19 protein-coding genes and 1 riboswitch are annotated in these 18,253 nt (G+C 62.0%); of the genes, 15 read left to right on the top strand and 4 right to left on the bottom strand.

Annotated features, from left to right (window positions below; genetic code table 11):
• Nucleotides 1-4: 4 nt before the first annotated feature.
• Nucleotides 5-655 carry a phosphoribosylglycinamide formyltransferase gene (purN, locus tag AC1DRN_RS15795; protein ID WP_457266104.1) on the bottom strand — a complete coding sequence of 217 codons (651 nt, stop codon included), beginning with the start codon at nucleotides 653-655 and terminating at the stop codon, nucleotides 5-7.
• The gene (gene purM / locus AC1DRN_RS15790) at nucleotides 655-1,713 is read right to left on the bottom strand and encodes a phosphoribosylformylglycinamidine cyclo-ligase (RefSeq protein WP_223463324.1); all 1,059 of its coding nucleotides are present in this window, start codon (nucleotides 1,711-1,713) and stop codon (nucleotides 655-657) included. The genes purN and purM overlap by 1 nt, the downstream gene beginning before the upstream one ends.
• 386 nt (nucleotides 1,714-2,099) lie before the next feature.
• Between purM and AC1DRN_RS15785 the strand changes: the two genes are divergently transcribed.
• From AC1DRN_RS15785 to AC1DRN_RS15760, 6 genes are all read left to right on the top strand, one after another.
• Entirely contained in the window at nucleotides 2,100-3,152 is a 1,053-nt protein-coding gene (locus AC1DRN_RS15785) for a DUF2066 domain-containing protein (protein WP_457266103.1), read from the top strand.
• Nucleotides 3,153-3,188: 36 nt separating this feature from the next.
• Nucleotides 3,189-4,262, top strand: a complete 1,074-nt coding sequence (locus tag AC1DRN_RS15780) for an AI-2E family transporter (RefSeq protein WP_223463322.1) — start codon at nucleotides 3,189-3,191, stop codon at nucleotides 4,260-4,262.
• A gap of 230 nt (nucleotides 4,263-4,492) precedes the next feature.
• Nucleotides 4,493-5,197 (top strand): DnaA regulatory inactivator Hda, encoded by a 705-nt coding sequence (gene hda / locus AC1DRN_RS15775; protein ID WP_007898944.1) that lies wholly within the window; start codon nucleotides 4,493-4,495, stop codon nucleotides 5,195-5,197.
• A gap of 222 nt (nucleotides 5,198-5,419) precedes the next feature.
• Nucleotides 5,420-6,067 carry a C40 family peptidase gene (locus AC1DRN_RS15770; protein ID WP_223463321.1) on the top strand — a complete coding sequence of 216 codons (648 nt, stop codon included), beginning with the start codon at nucleotides 5,420-5,422 and terminating at the stop codon, nucleotides 6,065-6,067.
• Between the two features lie 166 nt (nucleotides 6,068-6,233).
• A complete protein-coding gene (locus AC1DRN_RS15765; protein WP_108219036.1) occupies nucleotides 6,234-6,770 on the top strand; it encodes a C40 family peptidase in 537 nt (178 codons plus the stop codon).
• A gap of 18 nt (nucleotides 6,771-6,788) precedes the next feature.
• On the top strand, nucleotides 6,789-7,451 hold the full coding sequence (locus tag AC1DRN_RS15760) for a class I SAM-dependent methyltransferase (protein WP_457266102.1): 663 nt from the start codon (nucleotides 6,789-6,791) through the stop codon (nucleotides 7,449-7,451).
• Between the two features lie 142 nt (nucleotides 7,452-7,593).
• Here the strand turns inward: AC1DRN_RS15760 and AC1DRN_RS15755 are convergent, their stop codons facing one another.
• Together AC1DRN_RS15755 and AC1DRN_RS15750 are read right to left on the bottom strand one after the other, a co-directional pair.
• Nucleotides 7,594-8,907, bottom strand: a complete 1,314-nt coding sequence (locus AC1DRN_RS15755) for a PQQ-dependent sugar dehydrogenase (RefSeq protein ID WP_457266101.1) — start codon at nucleotides 8,905-8,907, stop codon at nucleotides 7,594-7,596.
• A 67-nt stretch (nucleotides 8,908-8,974) separates the two neighbouring features.
• Nucleotides 8,975-9,559 (bottom strand): hypothetical protein, encoded by a 585-nt coding sequence (locus tag AC1DRN_RS15750; protein WP_223463318.1) that lies wholly within the window; start codon nucleotides 9,557-9,559, stop codon nucleotides 8,975-8,977.
• Between the two features lie 153 nt (nucleotides 9,560-9,712).
• Nucleotides 9,713-9,945, top strand: a riboswitch (cobalamin riboswitch).
• 82 nt (nucleotides 9,946-10,027) lie between these two features.
• Between AC1DRN_RS15750 and cobO the strand changes: the two genes are divergently transcribed.
• The 9 genes from cobO (at nucleotide 10,028) to cobC (ending at nucleotide 18,253) form a co-directional block, all read left to right on the top strand.
• The gene (gene cobO / locus AC1DRN_RS15745; protein WP_457266100.1) at nucleotides 10,028-10,639 is read left to right on the top strand and encodes a cob(I)yrinic acid a,c-diamide adenosyltransferase; all 612 of its coding nucleotides are present in this window, start codon (nucleotides 10,028-10,030) and stop codon (nucleotides 10,637-10,639) included.
• Nucleotides 10,636-11,973, top strand: coding sequence for a cobyrinic acid a,c-diamide synthase CobB (locus AC1DRN_RS15740; protein WP_223463316.1), 1,338 nt, complete (start codon nucleotides 10,636-10,638; stop codon nucleotides 11,971-11,973). The genes cobO and AC1DRN_RS15740 overlap by 4 nt, the downstream gene beginning before the upstream one ends.
• Entirely contained in the window at nucleotides 11,970-12,620 is a 651-nt protein-coding gene (bluB, locus tag AC1DRN_RS15735) for a 5,6-dimethylbenzimidazole synthase (RefSeq protein ID WP_223463315.1), read from the top strand. The genes AC1DRN_RS15740 and bluB overlap by 4 nt, the downstream gene beginning before the upstream one ends.
• On the top strand, nucleotides 12,617-13,525 hold the full coding sequence (gene cbiB / locus AC1DRN_RS15730) for an adenosylcobinamide-phosphate synthase CbiB (protein WP_223463314.1): 909 nt from the start codon (nucleotides 12,617-12,619) through the stop codon (nucleotides 13,523-13,525). The genes bluB and cbiB overlap by 4 nt, the downstream gene beginning before the upstream one ends.
• Nucleotides 13,518-14,510 (top strand): threonine-phosphate decarboxylase CobD, encoded by a 993-nt coding sequence (cobD, locus tag AC1DRN_RS15725; protein ID WP_223463313.1) that lies wholly within the window; start codon nucleotides 13,518-13,520, stop codon nucleotides 14,508-14,510. The genes cbiB and cobD overlap by 8 nt, the downstream gene beginning before the upstream one ends.
• A complete protein-coding gene (locus AC1DRN_RS15720) occupies nucleotides 14,507-15,958 on the top strand; it encodes a cobyric acid synthase (protein ID WP_223463312.1) in 1,452 nt (483 codons plus the stop codon). The genes cobD and AC1DRN_RS15720 overlap by 4 nt, the downstream gene beginning before the upstream one ends.
• Nucleotides 15,959-16,107: 149 nt before the next feature.
• A complete protein-coding gene (gene cobU / locus AC1DRN_RS15715; RefSeq protein WP_223463311.1) occupies nucleotides 16,108-16,629 on the top strand; it encodes a bifunctional adenosylcobinamide kinase/adenosylcobinamide-phosphate guanylyltransferase in 522 nt (173 codons plus the stop codon).
• Complete coding sequence (cobT, locus tag AC1DRN_RS15710) at nucleotides 16,626-17,681, top strand: nicotinate-nucleotide--dimethylbenzimidazole phosphoribosyltransferase (protein ID WP_223463310.1); 1,056 nt, start codon at nucleotides 16,626-16,628, stop codon at nucleotides 17,679-17,681. The genes cobU and cobT overlap by 4 nt, the downstream gene beginning before the upstream one ends.
• A complete protein-coding gene (cobC, locus tag AC1DRN_RS15705; RefSeq protein WP_223463309.1) occupies nucleotides 17,678-18,253 on the top strand; it encodes an alpha-ribazole phosphatase family protein in 576 nt (191 codons plus the stop codon). The genes cobT and cobC overlap by 4 nt, the downstream gene beginning before the upstream one ends.

Genomic DNA, 18,253 nt, shown 5'->3' with positions numbered 1-18,253 from the left:
TCTCCTAGTTTCGAATCAAGTGGCCACTGGCCGCGAGTAGCTGTCCATCCAGTAAAGCACCTTGCTCGTCGAGGGCCAGACGGCCTTCGGCAAACCAGCGTACGGCCATCGGGTAGATCAGGTGTTCCTGAACATGGACCCGCTGCGCCAGACTCTGCGGCGAATCCTGTAACTCTACCGGTATTACAGCCTGTACGACCAGTGGTCCACCATCGAGTTCCTCAGTGACGAAGTGCACGGAGCAGCCGTGCTCGGTGTCGCCGGCCTCCAGTGCGCGCTGATGAGTGTGTAACCCTTTGTATTTGGGTAGCAGCGAAGGATGGATATTGAGCAGGCGACCCTGATAGTGGCGTACGAAGCCAGCGCTGAGAATGCGCATGAATCCGGCCAGTACCACGAGTTCGGGATTGAAGGCGTCGATCAGTTCGATCAGCGCGGCGTCGAAGGCCTCGCGACCTTCGAAAGCCTTGTGATCCAGGGTGCGGGTGTCAATACCCGCGTCCCTGGCGCGTTGCAGGCCGTAGGCGTCGGCGCGGTTGGAAATCACCGCAGCGATGCGGACCGGGCTGTCGTCGGTCCGCGTGCTGTCGATCAAGGCCTGCAAGTTACTGCCGGTGCCGGACAACAGCACCACCACATCACAGGTTTTAGGCATTAGTGCGCCTTAAGGTTCTTCAGTTCGACCTGAGCCGCGCCTTCGGCAGCGGTGGCGATCTGGCCGATGACCCAAGGCTGCTCGCCCGCTTCGCGCAGAACGTTCAGGGCGGCCTCAACGTGCTCCTGGCCAACGCAGATAACCATGCCCACGCCGCAGTTCAGCACGCGGTGCATTTCGTTCTCGTCAACGTTGCCTTTCTCTTGCAGCCAGTCGAACACTGCCGGGCGGTTCCAGCTGGCCACGTCAACCACGGCTTGCGCGCCTTTTGGCAGAACGCGCGGAATGTTGTCCAGCAGGCCGCCACCGGTGATGTGGGCCATGGCTTTGACAGCGCCGGTTTCCTTGATCAGCTTGAGCAGCGGCTTCACGTAGATACGGGTCGGGGCCATCAGCAGGTCGGTCAGCGGCTTGCCGTCGAGCTGGATGTTCTCGATGTCGGCGCCGGACACTTCGATGATCTTGCGGATCAGCGAGTAGCCGTTGGAGTGCGGGCCGGAAGACGGCAGGGCGAGCAGGGCATCGCCGGCAGCAACCTTGGAGCCGTCGATGATTTCGGATTTTTCCACGACGCCGACGCAGAAACCGGCCAGGTCGTAGTCTTCGCCTTCGTACATGCCCGGCATTTCAGCAGTTTCGCCGCCGACCAGGGAGCAACCCGACAGTTCGCAGCCAGCGCCGATGCCGGTCACAACCTGGGCGGCGGTGTCGACGTTCAGTTTGCCGGTGGCGTAGTAGTCGAGGAAGAACAGCGGCTCGGCGCCGCACACCACCAGGTCGTTGACGCACATGGCAACCAGGTCGATGCCGATGCTGTCGTGCTTGTTCAGGTTCAGGGCCAGGCGCAGTTTGGTGCCGACGCCGTCAGTACCGGAAACCAGCACCGGCTGCTTGTAGCCGGCCGGGATTTCGCAGAGGGCGCCGAAACCGCCCAGGCCGCCCATGACTTCCGGGCGCGCAGTGCGCTTGGCGACGCTCTTGATGCGTTCGACCAATGCTTCGCCGGCGTCGATGTCTACACCGGCGTCTTTGTAGCTCAGGGAGGGTTGCTTGCTCATGATCCAGGCCTTTAGGGGGGGATTTCTGGGTAACGACCGAGTCCGTCGGGAGCGCCGAAACTGCGTAGGCGAGAACCATGCGCGCTATTCGGACACTACCCGGCTGTTGCCGGTCTGCGAAGGCGCGCGATTTTATCAGGCTTGAGCCGCAGCGGCCATCCTCAGGCCGACAGCAGGGCCATATCCGTTCAAAAAAAACCGTTGATGCACGGTGTCGGTGGCATCCTGCATGGCTGTATAAGGTATTGCGATTAACCGTCTATCGTTATGACAGTGCGAAAACTTACCCAGAACGTGTGAATGTTTTGCGTCGGGCAATGGTCACAGTCTTGCTCGATCGCTTTCATGCGGTCTGTTCCAGCCGCTCTTGTCGTCAGGAATCTTCCATGCGTTTTTGTAAATTCTTGCTTGTGAGTTGTTTGTCAGTGGTCAGCCTGGTCAGTCATGCCGAAACCGTCAAAGGCCTTTACCAGGTGCGCGAGCCGGTGAGTGGCCAATCGCCCGAGGAGCGCGACCAGGCGACCCAACGTGCGTTGGACACATTGGTGTTGCGCCTGACCGGCGACCCCAAGGCCGCTCAAAATCCGGGGCTGGCGGCGATTCGCAAAGACCCGCAACAGATCATCAGCCAATACGGCTTTGATGCCGGGCCGCCGGAAGTCCTGAAAGTCGATTTCGATCCGGGCACCACCGAGCAGGCCTTGCGCCGCGCCGGCCTGGCGATGTGGGGGGCCAATCGGCCGTCGATCCTCGGCTGGTGGTTGAATGATTCCACCGAGGGTACAAGCCTGGTGGGCGACGGTCAGGCCAGCGCGGTGCCGTTGCGTCGGGCTGCTCAACACCGTGGTTTGCCATTGCGCTTGCCATTGGCGGACCTGAACGAACAGATCGTTGCGACCGCGCCGAATCTGGAAGGCGCAGATCCCGCGCCTTTGCTTGCGGCATCGGAACGCTACAACGCCGACGCCTTGCTCACGGTACACGCCAAGGAGGAGGGCGGGCAGTGGCAAGCCAAGTGGCAATTGTGGCTGGGGGATAAAAAAGAGGCAGGCAGCGTGCAAGGCGCCGATCAGGCCTCCGTGGCCGATGCGGTGATGCTGGCGGTCAACGAGCGCCTGGCGCCGCGGTTTGTTGCCAAGGCCGGTGCTTCGAGTGAGCAATTGCTGGAGGTGCAGGGTATGAATCTTGAGCACTACGCCTCCCTTGGGCGCTTGCTGGAGCCATTTGGCGGGCGTGTGCAAAGTGTCGACGGCGACCGGATTGTCTATAGGGTCAATGGCAGCGCCGATCAACTGCGTGCACAACTGTCGCTGGCGAGGCTGCAGGAAGCGCCAGCGGGTCAGGCACCGGCCCCGGCAGCGCCCGCTCAGCCTGCCACCGGCGGCTCGGTGTCTGTCGCAGCGCCGGCCCCGACACCGCAGCTGCGTTTTCGCTGGTAGTTTTTCTTTCTTTATATAGAAGCAATGGAGTGGTTCATGGCCGATACGCGGCGTTGGTTCTGGCTCGGTGGGGTGGTCCTGCTCTGTGCGTTTGTCTGGTTGTTGCATCCGATCCTGACGCCGTTCCTGGTGGCGCTGCTGTTGGCCTACTTGTTCGACCCGCTGGTGGATCGGCTGGAGAAGGCAGGCCTGTCTCGAACCTGGGGTGTCGTGGCGGTGTTTACCCTCTTTACATTGATCTTCACCGCGCTGCTGTTGGTCTTGGTGCCGTTGCTCGCCAGGCAGTTGTTTCGTTTGTATGAGCTGGCCCCGCAGATGCTCGACTGGCTGCAGCACACGGCGTTGCCCTGGGCGCAATCGAAATTCGGCCTGTCGGAAGGTTTTTGGAAGTTCGACAAGCTCAAGGCCGCCATCAGCGAGCATATGAGTCAGACCACTGATATTGTCGGCGTCGTGTTGAGCCATGCTACGGCCTCGGGGCTGGCGTTGATCGGCTGGTTGGCGAACCTGGTGTTGATTCCGGTGGTGAGCTTCTACCTGCTGCGGGATTGGGATCTGATGATGGCCAAGGTCCGCGGCCTGCTGCCCCGTGATCGTGAAGCGCGCGCAGTATCCCTGGCGGGTGAATGCCATGAAGTGCTCGGAGCCTTCGTGCGCGGACAGTTGCTGGTGATGGTGGCCTTGGGTGTGATCTACGCAGCGGGCCTGATGCTGGTCGGGCTGGAACTGGGCTTGTTGATTGGCCTGATTGCCGGTCTGGCGGCGATCGTGCCGTACATGGGTTTTATCATCGGCATTGGCGCGGCGCTGCTTGCGGGGTTGTTCCAGTTCGGTGGTGATCTTTACCCGATGCTCGGCATTGTCGCGGTGTTCATGGTCGGCCAGGCGCTGGAGGGTATGGTGCTGACGCCGTTGCTGGTTGGTGACCGGATTGGCCTGCACCCGGTGGCGGTGATTTTCTCGATTCTGGCCGGTGGTGAGCTGTTTGGCTTTACCGGTGTGCTACTGGCATTGCCGGTCGCGGCGGTGATCATGGTGCTGGTGCGTCATGTGCATGATTTGTATAAGGATTCTGAAATCTACGGGAGTGTCGACGAGCCGGAGTGGTAAGAGGCGTCGATGGGTGATGGCGGGTTGCCTGGGTTCATGGCGGGTCAGCCTGCTTGCATCGCGCGACTGTCACATGCACCGCCAAAGAAACGGTCATAAAACCGGTGCATTAACGCAAACCTTTGATTTTGCTTGTGGTCTGTCGCATTGTGCGGCCCGGCTCACGGGTATAAACTTCGCAAACTTTACACAGAGGCCACTAACGGTTCCTTTGGAACTGTTCAGTCAGGATGAAACCGATTCAGCTGCCCCTAGGTGTGCGTCTGCGTGACGACGCCACCTTTATCAATTACTACCCAGGCGCCAATGCCGCTGCACTCGGCTATGTCGAGCGGCTGTGCGAAGCCGACGCCGGCTGGACCGAGAGCCTGATATACCTTTGGGGCAAGGATGGGGTAGGGCGTACGCATCTGTTGCAGGCCGCCTGCCTGCGCTTCGAGCAATTGGGGGAGCCTGCGGTCTATCTGCCGCTGGCCGAGCTGCTCGATCGCGGTATTGAAATTCTCGACAACCTTGAACAGTACGAACTGGTCTGTCTCGATGACCTGCAGGCGGTTGCCGGCAAGGCGGACTGGGAAGAGGCGCTGTTTCATCTGTTCAATCGCTTGCGCGACAGCGGCCGACGCTTGCTGATTGCCGCGTCGACATCCCCCCGTGAGTTGCCGGTGAAGCTGGCGGATCTCAAGTCGCGCCTGACCCTGGCCTTGATCTTCCAGATGCGCCCGCTGTCCGATGAGGACAAATTGCGCGCCCTGCAATTGCGCGCATCTCGTCGCGGACTACACCTGACCGACGAAGTCGGGCATTTCATTTTGACTCGCGGTACCCGCAGCATGAGTGCGCTGTTCGAGCTGCTCGAGCGTCTCGATCAGGCCTCCCTCCAGGCTCAGCGCAAGCTGACAATCCCGTTTTTGAAAGAAACCCTCGGCTGGTAAACCCGCTGAATCCGGGGCTTTTAGCCAGTTCGGCGAATTTCGGGCGCCAGAAACCCCGCTTTCCTGCCCGGTTGCGGGCTGCGTGTAGGTTTAAAATGGGCTTAAGCGCTTAGAAGTAAACGAGAAACGGAAAAGTCACAAAAAGATCGATTGAATTTGCAAATGAGGATGATAGCGGGCATAGTCTCGGCTTCTTTACAACTATCAGCCACGGTCGTGCCCATGCTAAAGCGCTTCGCACCCCTCGTGCCTCTCGCACTCGTCACCCTGTTGTTCGGTTGCGCTGCCCACACTCCGGTGTCCCAGCAAGAGCAACAACAACAGCTCAAGAATTCTGCAACTGCCCAGTCTTCCGCTCTTTATCAGGAAGTTTTTTACCAGGAAGAAAAGGCAACCGAAAAAGAACTGGCCGACTTCGCTGGCGGCAAGTCCTACCAGCTTCCGGTCCTGGCCGACAGCATCCTCGAACGTGGCATGTCCCTGATCGGTACCCGTTACCGTTTCGGCGGTACTTCTGAAGCCGGCTTCGATTGCAGCGGTTTCATCGGTTACCTGTTTCGCGAAGAGGCGGGCATGAACCTGCCACGCTCCACCCGCGAAATGATCAACGTGGACGCTCCGCTGGTCTCGCGCAGCAAGCTTGAGCCGGGCGACCTGCTGTTCTTCGCAACCAATGGCCGTCGCGGTCGTGTCAGTCACGCCGGGATCTACCTGGGTGACAACCAGTTCATCCACTCCAGCAGCCGCCGCAGCGGTGGTGTGCGGATCGATAGCCTGGGCGACAGTTACTGGAACAAGAGCTTCATCGAAGCCAAGCGCGCCCTGGCGATGGCACCTAACGCGTCGCCAATCGTCACTGCACGTAAGTAAGCGGACAGTTTGTAAGGCGAACTTAAAGTCTTACTTGAAGTTTGCCATATAACCGCTAGAATCCTGATCTATGAATGATGGCAAACCGCCTGCGTCCCGCGCAGGCGGTTTTCTTTTCTGCACTCCCGGCAGAAAAAAGCCGCAGCCAGATCAGGATGCTCTGCTTATGACGACGTCGGCCCGCCTCGCAATCATGTTTTTCGCAGCGCTGCTCAGTGCCTGCGCCAGCCGCACACCGCCACCAGCGCAGGTGGTTCGCGCTCCCATCGTATTCGGATCCCCGCAAGCTTTTTCGCCCGAGGCGGAAGACGTGCTGTTTCGCGCGCTCGGCCTGGTGGGCACGCCTTATCGTTGGGGTGGTAATACGCCGGATTCCGGATTTGATTGCAGCGGCCTGATCGGTTATGTGTACCGCGATGTCGCCGGTATTTCCTTGCCGCGCACCACTCGCGAAATGATCTCCATGCAAGCGGCGAATGTGGGCAAGGAAGGCCTGCAAACCGGTGACCTGATTTTCTTCGCCACCAATGGCGGTTCCCAGGTCAGTCATGCCGGCATCTACGTGGGAGAAGGGCGCTTCGTCCACGCACCGGCCACCGGCGGCACCGTGAAGCTCGACAGTCTGTCCAAGGCCTATTGGCAAAAAGCGTATCTGAGCGCCAAGCGTGTTCTGCAGCCTGAACATCTGGCGCGCAACCCGTAATGTCCGGAGCTGCTGATCATGACTGCTCGCACGCTTAATCTCGACGACGCCCTGTACCAATACCTGCTCGATGTCTCCCTGCGCGAAACGCCACTGCTCAAGCGCTTGCGCGATGAGACCCAGGCGCTGCCGATGGCACGTTGGCAGGTGGCGCCGGAGCAGGGGCAGTTTCTCGCTTTGCTGGTGAAACTGACGGGGGCCAGGCGCTTGCTCGAGGTCGGCACTTTCACCGGTTACAGCGCCCTGTGCATGGCGTCGGCATTACCGGCTGACGGCTCGCTGATTTGCTGTGATATCCCCGGTGACTACAACGCCATCGCACGACGGTACTGGCAGGAAGCGGGGCTCACCGGACGGATTGACCTGCGCCTGGCCCCGGCGCTGGAGACCCTCGCCGAGCTTGAGCGACAAGGGCAGGGCGGGCAGTACGACCTGGTGTTCATCGATGCCGACAAGGCCAACTACCCGAGTTATCTGGAACACGCCCTGGGATTGCTGCGGGTCGGCGGGCTGGCGGTGTTCGATAACACCTTGTGGAGCGGGCGCGTGCTTGAGGCCAACCCCGAGAGCGCGGACACCCGGGCGATCCAGGCGCTCAACCGGGCGTTGAAGGATGATGCGCGGGTGGATCTGTCGTTGTTGCCGTTGGGTGATGGGCTAACACTCTGTCGCAAACGTTGAGCTGGACATCCTGTGGGAGCGAGCTTGCTCGCGATGGCGGTAGGTCAGTCAACATCGATGTTGAATGTGCCGGCCTCATCGTCGGATCGCCGCCCGGAGACAAGCTCGCTCCCACAGGGTTCTGTGTTCACCCGGGATGGTGTTACCTGGCAGCCGATACCCGCCACACCTTGTTCCCCACATCATCGGCCACCAACAAGTCACCCTGCCGGTCGATCACCACGCCCACCGGGCGGCCCATGGCTTCTTCCTTGTCGTTGAGGAATCCGGAAAGCACGTCAACCGGTTTTCCTGCAGGTTTGCCCGCACGGAAGGGCACGAAAATCACTTTGTAACCACTGTGGGGCTTGCGGTTCCAGGAGCCGTGCTGACCGATGAATGCCCCTTGGGTGAATGGCGCCGGCAGCTTGCTGTTTTCKGCGAAGGTCAGGCCCAGTGACGCCGTGTGCGGGCCGACGGCGTAGTCCGGGGCAATGGCCTTGGCCACCAGGTCCGGGTTTTGTGGCGCGACGCGAATATCGACATGCTGGCCGTAGTAACTGTACGGCCAGCCATAAAAAGCGCCGTCCTTCACCGAGGTGATGTAGTCCGGTACCAGATCACTGCCAATTTCATCTCGTTCGTTGACCGCGGTCCACAGTGCGCCACTGTGCGGTTCCCAGGCCATGCCGTTGGGGTTGCGCAGGCCGGAGGCGAAGATCCGGTGCTGGCCGGTGGCGCGATCCACTTCCCAGATCGCTGCGCGACCTGATTCCTTGTCCATGCCGTTTTCCGCGACGTTGCTGTTGGAGCCTACGGTGACGTAGAGCTTGCTGCCGTCCTTGCTGGCGATGACGTTTTTGGTCCAGTGGTGGTTCAACGGGCCGCCCGGCAGGTCAATCACCTTGATCGGTGGTGACTGGATCTGCGTCTCGCCACTTTCATAGTGAAAGCGCAGAAGGCGATCAGTATCGGCCACATACAGGTCATTGCCGACCAGCGTCATGCCGAAGGGGGAGTTGAGATTTTGCACAAACACCGTGCGGGTTTCCGCGACGCCATCGTGGTCCTTGTCGCGCAGCAAAGTGATGCGGTTCGCGCTGGGCACGCCGGCCCCGGCGCGCTCCATGACTTTTTTCGCGACCCAGCCGCGAATGCCTTTGCCGTCTTCGGGGTTGGGTGGTGCATTGGTTTCCGCCACCAGCACATCGCCATTGGGCAGCACATAAAGCCAGCGGGGGTGATCCAGGTCTTCGGCAAAAGCGGCCACTTGAGTGCCCGTGGCGGCGACAGGTTTTGCGCCCTGCGGCCAACCGATGGCCGGGGCGATGTTCACGGTCGGAACCAGGGTCTTGTCGGGTTCTGGTAGTCGGGGGGACGGGCCGGTGCCGTCGGAGACTTGCAGGCGAGAGGTCTCGCCACAAGCGGCGAGCCCTGTGCAGAGCGCGACAACGAGAGCGAGCGGGGGCGTGCGCATGCTGGTCTTCCCTACGAATGCCTTGTTCTAATCATAGAGAAGCGTTGTCGTGCGATGGTTCAATGCCTCAGCCGCGAGCTTCCTTGAACAGCACCGCAATGCCGGGGTGATAGTTGCCGGCTTCGTTGCGCAACTTGCGGTAGGCATAAGGGAAATACCAGGCGACCGCGCAGGTGTGTTCCTTTTGCAGGTCGTCGACCATGTCCTGGAGTTCTTCCGGCGTTGCGCCTTGCTGGGCTTTTTGCGGGGCGACGAACAGGCAGCCGAGTTTCAGGTCGCTGGCGTGGCTCAGGCGCTTCGCATCGCTGGCGATATCGAGCAGGGCCTGGGACAGGTTGAGGCTGTTGACCCGTGGCCAGCGCTGGCTGGTCTGGATGTAGGCGCGGGTTTCCGGCGAGGCGAGGAACAGGTCGGCGCGGCTGTTGCGCTCGCCTTCGTCGGTCTGTTTGCGGGTTGGTGTCTGTTGCAGCGTGACCATCTCGGCCATCCAGGCGGCGGCAGACAGCAGTCCGAGATTGGCTTTTTCGTCGTGCCAGTACGGTGTGTCGCCATCACCGCGGACGGCGTTGTAACGGTCGATGCATTCGAACCAGCGCTCAAGCACCGGGCGCAGGAATTCCAGCTTTGGATTGCTGATGATCATGCCTTGCATGGGCTCACCCTTGTTGTTGTGTTGTGAGGTTGTGGCTCTTTGATATCACTGCTGGGAGTGTGGCACAAGATTGACGTCAGTTTATTGATTGATGGCAGTCAATCGGTCGATCGCCTCCCGGCTTTAATTGACGCTCCACCCCCAACCCTCTAACCTTCGCGGCTTGTTTCAGGTGCTCTGTGGCTTGGGTCGACAGAGTGAAACAGGGAAGCCGGTGAGTGAGTCCTTCTATTGGTCGAAGGCCCGCAATTCCGGCGCTGCCCCCGCAACGGTAAATGAGTGAAAACTGTGCTGATGCCACTGTGTCGATTCGATGCGGGAAGGCGCGCAGTCTGGCCCCGCGGCCACTCATGAGCCCGGAGACCGGCCTGATTCATCCAGCGGCGTCACGGTGGGCGATGCCAGGCTTGTTGCCTTCTATTTTTGTGCCTGCCCGCCGTTATTCCTGCCTCAACGGAGAGCTCCCCCATGACTGATACCCCCGATCGTGACGAACGCCATCTGGCGCGCATGCAGCGCAAAAAAGCCGTGATCGACGAGCGCATCGCCAATTCCCCGAACGAGTGTGGCCTGCTGCTGGTGCTGACCGGCAACGGCAAGGGCAAGAGCAGTTCGGCCTTCGGCATGCTTGCCCGCGCCATGGGGCACGGCATGCAATGCGGCGTGGTGCAGTTCATCAAGGGCCGTAACAGCACGGGCGAAGAGTTGTTCTTCCGGCGCTTTCCCGAGCAGGTGCGTTTTCATGTGATGGGCGAAGGCTTTACCTGGGAAACCCAGGACCGCCAGCGCGACATCGCCGCCGCCGAAGCCGCCTGGGCGGTGTCCCGGCAACTGCTGTGCGATCCGTCCATCGGTCTGGTGGTGTTGGATGAACTGAACATCGCCCTCAAGCATGGCTACCTCGATCTCGATCAGGTGCTCAGTGACTTGCAGTCCCGGCCGCCGATGCAACACGTGGTGGTCACCGGGCGTGCCGCCAAGCCGGAAATGATCGAGATGGCTGACACCGTCACCGAAATGGGCGTGATCAAACACGCCTTCCAGGCCGGGATCAAAGCGCAGAAAGGCGTCGAATTGTGAGTCAGCCTCGACACTGTCCGGCGGTACTGATTGCCGCGCCGGCCTCTGGCCAGGGCAAGACCACCGTCACCGCGGCGCTGGCCCGATTGCATCGCAATCAGGGGCGCAAGGTCCGCGTGTTCAAGTGCGGCCCCGACTTTCTCGATCCGATGATTCTCGAGCGCGCCAGCGGTGCGCCGGTGTATCAACTGGACATGTGGATGGTTGGTGAGCAAGAAAGTCGCCGGCTGCTGTGGGAAGCCGCCGCTGAAGCAGACCTGATCCTGATCGAAGGCGTTATGGGGCTGTTCGACGGTACGCCGTCGAGCGCCGATCTGGCGCGGCATTTCGGTGTGCCGGTGCTGGGTGTGATCGATGGCACCGCCATGGCCCAGACCTTCGGCGCTTTGGCTCTGGGGCTGGCGCGTTATCAGCCGGACTTGCCGTTCGCCGGCGTGCTGGCCAATCGCGTCGGCACGCTGCGCCATGCGCAACTGCTCGAAGGCAGCCTGACTGAAGGTCTGCGCTGGTACGGCGCGCTGTCCCGGGAAACCGGGATCGAATTGCCGAGTCGGCACCTGGGGCTGGTGCAGGCCAGTGAGTTGAACGATCTCGACCTGCGCCTCGACGCGGCAGCCGATGCCCTGGCCAGCAGTTGCGAGGTCGCTCTGCCGCCGGCGGTCGAGTTCGCCGCCCCTGATGTCATCGCAGCCGCACCGCTGCTGGCCGGTGTGCGCATTGCCGTCGCCCGTGATGAAGCCTTCGCGTTCACCTACGGCGCGAGCCTGGATCTGCTGCGGGCGATGGGCGCCGAGTTGGCGTTCTTCTCGCCGATCCGCGACCGTGGGTTGCCGGAGGCGGACAGCCTGTACCTGCCGGGCGGTTACCCTGAGCTGCACCATGTCGCGCTGGCGCAAAACACCGTGATGCTCGATGCGATTCGCGCTCACCACCGGGCAGGCAAACCCTTGCTCGCCGAGTGTGGCGGCATGCTGTATCTGCTAGATTCCCTGACCGATGTCGAGGGCACTCGCGCTGAACTGGTTGGCTTGCTGGCCGGGGATGCGGTGATGCAAAAGCGTCTGGCCGCGCTGGCGTTGCAGGCGGTGGAACTGCCAGAAGGTTCGCTGCGCGGGCACACCTATCACCATTCGTTGACCACCACTGAACTGGCGCCGATTGCCCGGGGTTTGAGCCCTAACGGCGGGCGTGGAGCAGAGGCGGTCTATCGTGAGGGGCGGATGACTGCTTCTTATGTGCACTTTTATTTTCCGTCTAACCCCTCGGCGATTGCCGCGCTGTTTGCGCCTGACCAAAACCCTGTGGGAGCGGGCTTGCCCGCGAAGAGGCCATGACCGACAACGCATTCTCTGAAGCCGAACGCGCTGCGGTCTACCGCGCCATCGCCGAACGCCGCGACATGCGCCACTTCAGCGGCGGCACCGTCGAGCCCGAATTGCTGCGACGCCTGCTCGAGGCGGCACATCAGGCGCCCAGTGTCGGCCTGATGCAGCCCTGGCGCTTCATCCGCATCAGTAATCGCGCCTTGCGCGGACAAATCCAGGCCCTGGTGGAAGAAGAACGCATTCGCACCGCCGAAGCCCTCGGTGAGCGCAGCGATGAGTTCATGAAGCTCAAGGTCGAAGGCATCAACGATTGCGCCGAGGTACTGGTCGCCGCCCTGATGGACGATCGCGCGCAGCATATCTTCGGCCGCCGCACGCTGCCGGAAATGGACATGGCCTCGCTGTCCTGTGCTATCCAGAACCTGTGGCTGGCGTCCCGCGCCGAAGGGCTGGGCATGGGCTGGGTGTCGCTGTTCGAACCGCAAGCCCTGGCCGATTTGCTGAAGTTGCCACCTGGAGCCAAGCCTCTGGCCGTGCTGTGCCTGGGGCCGGTGAAGGAGTTCTATCCGGCACCGATGCTGGTGCTCGAAGGCTGGGCGCAGGCGCGTCCGCTACATGAATTGCTGTATGAAAATTATTGGGGAGTGAGTCAATGAGTGTGGCGTTGTTGAGTGTCGCCGCGGTTGCGCTGGATGCGCTGCTGGGCGAACCCAAACGCTGGCATCCGCTGGTGGCGTTCGGCCGTTTTGCCGAGCGCATCGAGCAACGCTTCAATGGTGGCGGTCGCGGCTGGCGCAGTCATGGCGTCACTGCGTGGGTGATTGCCGTGTTGCCGCTGACATTGCTGGTCACGGCATTCTCCTGGGCGCCTTATGTCGGCTGGATCGTCGAGATTCTCGCGCTCTATTGCGCCCTCGGTATGCGCAGCCTCGGTGAGCACGTCACGCCTGTGGCCAAGGCATTGCGCGGCGATGATCTTGATGAAGCGCGCAAACGCGTGAGTTATCTGGTCAGCCGTAAAACCAGTGATCTGGATAAAACCGAAGTCGCCCGTGCCGCCACCGAGTCGGTGCTGGAGAACGGCAGCGACGCAGTGTTCGCGGCGTTGTTCTGGTTTGCCGTGGCGGGTGCGCCGGGCGTGGTGCTCTACCGCCTGAGCAATACCCTGGATGCGATGTGGGGCTATCGCAATGAGCGCTTCGAACGGTTTGGCTGGGCGGCGGCGAAGGTCGACGACGTGCTCAATTACATTCCTGCGCGCCTGGTGGCACTGACTTACGCGCTGCTGGGTAAAACCCGGCTGGCGTTGAAATGCTGGCGCACCCAGGGCCCGACCTGGGACAGCCCGAACGCTGGCCCGGTGATGGCGGCAGGGGCGGGTGCCCTTGGCGTCGAATTGGGCGGAGCGGCGATTTATCACGGCGAACTGCATCAGCGTCCACAGTTGGGCGAAGGTGTGCCGGCGGATGCCGACTCCATTGACCGAGGCTGGCAATTGGTCCAGCGCGGGGTATGGTTATGGCTGCTGATTCTCTGCCTGGGGGCCGAATTTTATGCTTGAGCACGGTGGGCGATTGCGCAAGGCGGCGCTCGAATACGGCATAGAGGAAGCCGACTGGCTGGACCTGTCGACGGGCCTTGCGCCCTGGCCGTTCCCGGTGCCGGATATTCCGCTGCGGGCCTGGGCTCGTTTGCCGGAAGCGGACGATGGCCTGGAGCAAGCCGCCTGTGATTACTACGGCACCTTGCAGGCATTGCCGGTGGCCGGCTCGCAAATGGCAATCCAGCTGCTGCCGCGATTGCGTCGGGCAGGCAAGGTCGGCGTGCTGTCGCCGTGTTATGCCGAGCACGCTGAAGCGTGGCGTCGTAACGGCTACATCGTGCGTGAAGTGCTGGAGCACGAAGTCGACTTCTTTATCGACAGTTTCGATGTGCTGGTGGTGGTCAACCCGAATAACCCCACAGGCCTGAGCCTCACCCCCAGTCGCCTGCTCGACTGGCACGCGCGGCTGGCCCAGCGCGGTGGCTGGCTGGTGGTGGACGAAGCGTTCATGGATAACACGCCGCAACTGAGCCTGGCGCCGTTTGCCCATCAAGTCGGGTTGATCGTCCTGCGCTCCTTCGGCAAGTTTTTCGGCCTGGCCGGTGTGCGCCTGGGGTTTGTGCTGGCCGAGCGCAAGTTGCTCAAGTTGCTGGCTGAACAAGTGGGGCCGTGGGCCGTGAGCGGGGCAACCCGGGTAGTGGGCCAGGCCTGCCTGCGCGATACCGAAGGGCAGACGCGGCAACGGGTGCGCGCGGATGAGGCCAGCGAGCGCCTTGCGTCGATGCTGGAACAACAAGGGTTCCAGCCTCAGGGCGGTTGTGCGCTGTTCCAGTGGCTGATCACCGAGCGCGCCGAAGAACTGCAGGAATTCATGGCCCGGCGCGGCATTCTCCTGCGATTGTTCACGCACAACAGCAGCCTGCGATTCGGCTTGCCCGGTGACGAAGCCGCCTGGGTGCGACTGGCGCAGGCATTCGAAGATTTCGCCAAGGAAAACCAATGACCACGCTGATGGTGCAGGGCACCACATCGGATGCCGGTAAAAGCACGCTGGTGACCGCGCTGTGCCGTTGGGCCACGCGCCAGGGCGTCAGGGTGGTGCCGTTCAAGCCGCAGAACATGGCACTCAACAGTGCGGTGACCGCCGACGGTGGCGAGATTGGCCGCGCCCAGGCGGTCCAAGCCCAGGCCGCGAACCTTGAGCCGCACACCGACATGAATCCGGTGCTGCTCAAGCCCAACAGTGACACCGGTGCCCAAGTGATCGTCCATGGCCGCGCCGTCACCACCATGAACGCCGTCGCCTATCACGACTACAAGACCATCGCCCTGCAAGCGGTGTTGGCCTCCCACGAGCGCTTGAGCGCGGCGTATCCGCTGGTGATGGTCGAGGGCGCAGGCTCGCCGGCGGAAATCAATTTGCGGGCAGGTGACATCGCCAACATGGGCTTCGCCGAAGCGGTGGATTGCCCGGTGCTGCTGATTGCCGATATCAATCGCGGCGGGGTTTTCGCCCACCTGGTAGGCACCCTCGAACTGCTGTCGCCGAGCGAACAGGCGCGGGTCAAAGGCTTCATCATCAATCGTTTTCGTGGTGATATCGCGTTGCTGCAACCCGGTCTCGACTGGCTCGAAGAGCGCACCGGCAAACCGGTGATTGGCGTGCTGCCGTACGTGATGGACCTGCACCTGGAGGCCGAGGACGGCATCGATCAGCGCCAGGCCGATAAGGCTGAACAGGTGCTGAAGGTGGTGGTGCCGGTGCTGCCGCGCATCAGCAACCACACCGACTTCGATCCGCTGCGCCTGCATCCGCAAGTGGACCTGCAATTCATCGGCCCTGGCCAAGCCATTCCACCCGCCGATCTGATCATCCTTCCCGGCTCGAAAAGCGTGCGCAGCGACCTCGCGTACCTGCGGGCCAACGGCTGGGACACCGCCATCACCCGGCATCTGCGTTACGGCGGGAAACTCCTGGGAATTTGTGGCGGCCTGCAGATGCTCGGTGAGCAGGTGCATGACCCGCTGGGTCTCGAAGGTGCACCGGGATCCAGTGCCGGTTTGGGGCTGCTGGCGTTCCAGACCCAGCTCGAACAAGAGAAGCAGTTGCGTAATGTGCGTGGTCGCCTGGCGCTGGAAGATGCGCCGGTGGCGGGCTATGAAATTCATGCCGGCGTGACCACCGGACCGGCGCTGGAAAATGCTGCCGTGCAACTGGATGACGGTCGCTGTGATGGTGCGCAAAGTGTTGACGGGCAGATTTTCGGCACCTACCTGCACGGGCTGTTCGAATCGCCGGCGGCGTGCAGTGCGCTGCTGCGCTGGGCGGGTTTGCAGGAGGTGCAGGACGTGGATTACCACGCCTTGCGCGAGCGTGATATCGAACGACTGGCGGATCTGGTGGAGAAGCATCTGGATACCGGGCTGTTGCGACAGCTCTGCGGGATTTGAGGCGCCTGTCATGGCCTCATCGCGGGCAAGCCCGCTCCTACAGTTGATCTGCGTCGATCATAGATATTGGGTACACCTCATAACCCTGTAGGAGCGGGCTTGCCCGCGAAGGGGGCCGTCGCCTCCCTGAAGATTTCAAGGAAATAACCATGCTCCAACTGATCCTCGGCGGCGCCCGCTCCGGCAAGAGTCGCCTGGCTGAAAAACTCGCCATCGACAGCGCGCTGGCCGTGACCTACATCGCCACCAGCCAGCCACTCGATGGAGAAATGAGCGAGCGGGTGGCCCATCACCGCGCCCGTCGTCCTGCCGAATGGGCATTGATCGAAGAGCCGGTGGAACTGGCTCGGGTGCTGCGAGAGTCCGCCCGCGCCGACCGCTGCCTGCTGGTGGATTGCCTGACTCTGTGGCTGACCAACCTGCTGATGCTCGACGATGCCGCGCGCTTGCAAACCGAGCGCGATGCCTTGCTGGACTGCCTGGCGTCGCTGCCGGGTGAAATCATTTTTGTCAGCAACGAGACCGGAATGGGTGTCGTGCCGCTGGGCGAATTGACTCGCCTCTATGTCGATGAAGCCGGTTGGCTGCATCAAGCTCTGGCTGAGCGCTGTCAGCGTGTCGTCCTGACCGTCGCCGGCCTGCCCCTGACTTTGAAAGGAACTGCGTTATGACTCAATCCTGGTGGCTGAACCCGTGCAAGCCGGTCGATACCCAAGCGGTCGAACAGGCGCAGGCGCGGCAGCAGCAACTGACCAAACCCGCCGGCTCCCTCGGTCAGCTGGAATTGGTGGCGGTGCAACTGGCGGGGTTGCAGGGACGGGTCAAGCCGAGTCTGGATCAGGTATGGATCGCGATTTTTGCCGGCGACCATGGTGTGGTCGCTGAGGGGGTGTCGGCGTTTCCTCAGGAAGTGACCGGGCAGATGCTGCACAACTTTGTCAGTGGCGGTGCGGCGATCAGCGTATTGGCGCGGCAGTTGGGCGCTTCCCTCGAGGTGGTTGACCTTGGCACGGTAACGCCGTCGCTGAGCCTGCCGGGCGTGCGTCACCTGAACGTCGGCCCGGGCACGGCAAACTTTGTACAGGGGGCGGCCATGACCCAGGCCCAGGGGCAACTCGCCCTGCAAGCCGGTCGTGACAGCGTGCAGCGGGCCATCGCCAGCGGTGCGCAGTTGTTTATCGGTGGCGAAATGGGCATCGGCAACACCACCGCCGCCAGCGCCCTGGCGTGCGCGCTGCTCGATTGCCCGGTGGTGCATCTGACCGGGCCTGGCACCGGGCTTAATGCCGAAGGTGTCAGCCACAAAGCGCAGGTGATCGAGCGCGCCCTGGCATTGCATGGCGCGCAGCGTGGCGACGCCTTGCAGACCCTGTTCAACCTCGGCGGTTTTGAGATCGCCGCGCTGGTCGGTGCCTATCTCGCCTGTGCCCAGGAGGGTGTCGCGGTGCTGGTGGACGGTTTCATTTGCAGTGTCGCGGCGCTGGTTGCGGTGCGCTTGAATCCAGAGTGTCGTCAGTGGCTGTTGTTCGGTCATCGCGGCGCCGAGCCAGGGCATCGTCATGTGCTGGAAACCCTGAACGCGCAGCCGTTGCTCGATCTCGGCCTGCGGCTTGGCGAAGGCAGTGGCGCGGCATTGGCTGTGCCGCTGCTGCGCCTGGCGTGCGACCTGCACGGTCAGATGGCGACCTTCGCCGAAGCCGCCGTGGCAGATCGTCCGGCATGACCTTGCGCGTGGATCTGTTGCGTCACGGTGAAACTGAACTCGGCGGCGGCTTGCGTGGCAGCATCGATGATGCGTTGACCGATTTGGGCTGGGCGCAGATGCGCGCCGCCGTGGTCGGACAAGGCCCGTGGGACCGGCTGGTCAGTTCGCCGTTAAAGCGTTGTGCACGCTTTGCCGAGGAGCTCGGTGCGCAATTGGGCGTGCCGGTGCAACTGGACAAAGACCTGCAAGAGTTGCATTTCGGCGCTTGGGAAGGGCAGAACGCGGCGGCGTTGATGGAAACCGACGCGCAGGCGCTGGGTTTGTTCTGGGCCGATCCTTATTCGTTCACGCCGCCTCAGGGTGAGCCGGTTGCAGACTTTTCGGCACGGGTGCTGGCAGCGCTGGAGCGCTTGCATGCGACCTGTACCGGTGAGCGCATTCTGCTGATCAGCCATGGCGGAGTGATGCGTCTGTTGCTGGCACAAGCGCGAGGGCTGCCGCGAGAGCAACTGCTCAACGTTGAGATCGGGCATGGCGCGCTGTTTTCGCTGACAGTGGAGCCTGCGGGCCTGTTGAAGGAAGTGCTCTGA

This window comes from Pseudomonas sp. P5_B3 (assembly GCF_056400405.1).
Note: the sequence above shows the minus strand (reverse complement) of the source record. Positions and strands in the feature narration are given on the sequence as shown.

Excerpts from the sequence above, each read along its gene's own strand:
- purN (WP_457266104.1), bottom strand. The coding sequence starts at position 655 with ATGCCTAAAACCTGTGATGTGGTGGTGCTGTTGTCCGGCACCGGCAGT.
- purM (WP_223463324.1), bottom strand. The coding sequence starts at position 1,713 with ATGAGCAAGCAACCCTCCCTGAGCTACAAAGACGCCGGTGTAGACATC.
- AC1DRN_RS15785 (WP_457266103.1), top strand. The coding sequence starts at position 2,100 with ATGCGTTTTTGTAAATTCTTGCTTGTGAGTTGTTTGTCAGTGGTCAGC.
- AC1DRN_RS15780 (WP_223463322.1), top strand. The coding sequence starts at position 3,189 with ATGGCCGATACGCGGCGTTGGTTCTGGCTCGGTGGGGTGGTCCTGCTC.
- hda (WP_007898944.1), top strand. The coding sequence starts at position 4,493 with ATGAAACCGATTCAGCTGCCCCTAGGTGTGCGTCTGCGTGACGACGCC.
- AC1DRN_RS15770 (WP_223463321.1), top strand. The coding sequence starts at position 5,420 with ATGCTAAAGCGCTTCGCACCCCTCGTGCCTCTCGCACTCGTCACCCTG.
- AC1DRN_RS15765 (WP_108219036.1), top strand. The coding sequence starts at position 6,234 with ATGACGACGTCGGCCCGCCTCGCAATCATGTTTTTCGCAGCGCTGCTC.
- AC1DRN_RS15760 (WP_457266102.1), top strand. The coding sequence starts at position 6,789 with ATGACTGCTCGCACGCTTAATCTCGACGACGCCCTGTACCAATACCTG.
- AC1DRN_RS15750 (WP_223463318.1), bottom strand. The coding sequence starts at position 9,559 with ATGCAAGGCATGATCATCAGCAATCCAAAGCTGGAATTCCTGCGCCCG.
- cobO (WP_457266100.1), top strand. The coding sequence starts at position 10,028 with ATGACTGATACCCCCGATCGTGACGAACGCCATCTGGCGCGCATGCAG.
- bluB (WP_223463315.1), top strand. The coding sequence starts at position 11,970 with ATGACCGACAACGCATTCTCTGAAGCCGAACGCGCTGCGGTCTACCGC.
- cbiB (WP_223463314.1), top strand. The coding sequence starts at position 12,617 with ATGAGTGTGGCGTTGTTGAGTGTCGCCGCGGTTGCGCTGGATGCGCTG.
- cobD (WP_223463313.1), top strand. The coding sequence starts at position 13,518 with ATGCTTGAGCACGGTGGGCGATTGCGCAAGGCGGCGCTCGAATACGGC.
- AC1DRN_RS15720 (WP_223463312.1), top strand. The coding sequence starts at position 14,507 with ATGACCACGCTGATGGTGCAGGGCACCACATCGGATGCCGGTAAAAGC.
- cobU (WP_223463311.1), top strand. The coding sequence starts at position 16,108 with ATGCTCCAACTGATCCTCGGCGGCGCCCGCTCCGGCAAGAGTCGCCTG.
- cobT (WP_223463310.1), top strand. The coding sequence starts at position 16,626 with ATGACTCAATCCTGGTGGCTGAACCCGTGCAAGCCGGTCGATACCCAA.
- cobC (WP_223463309.1), top strand. The coding sequence starts at position 17,678 with ATGACCTTGCGCGTGGATCTGTTGCGTCACGGTGAAACTGAACTCGGC.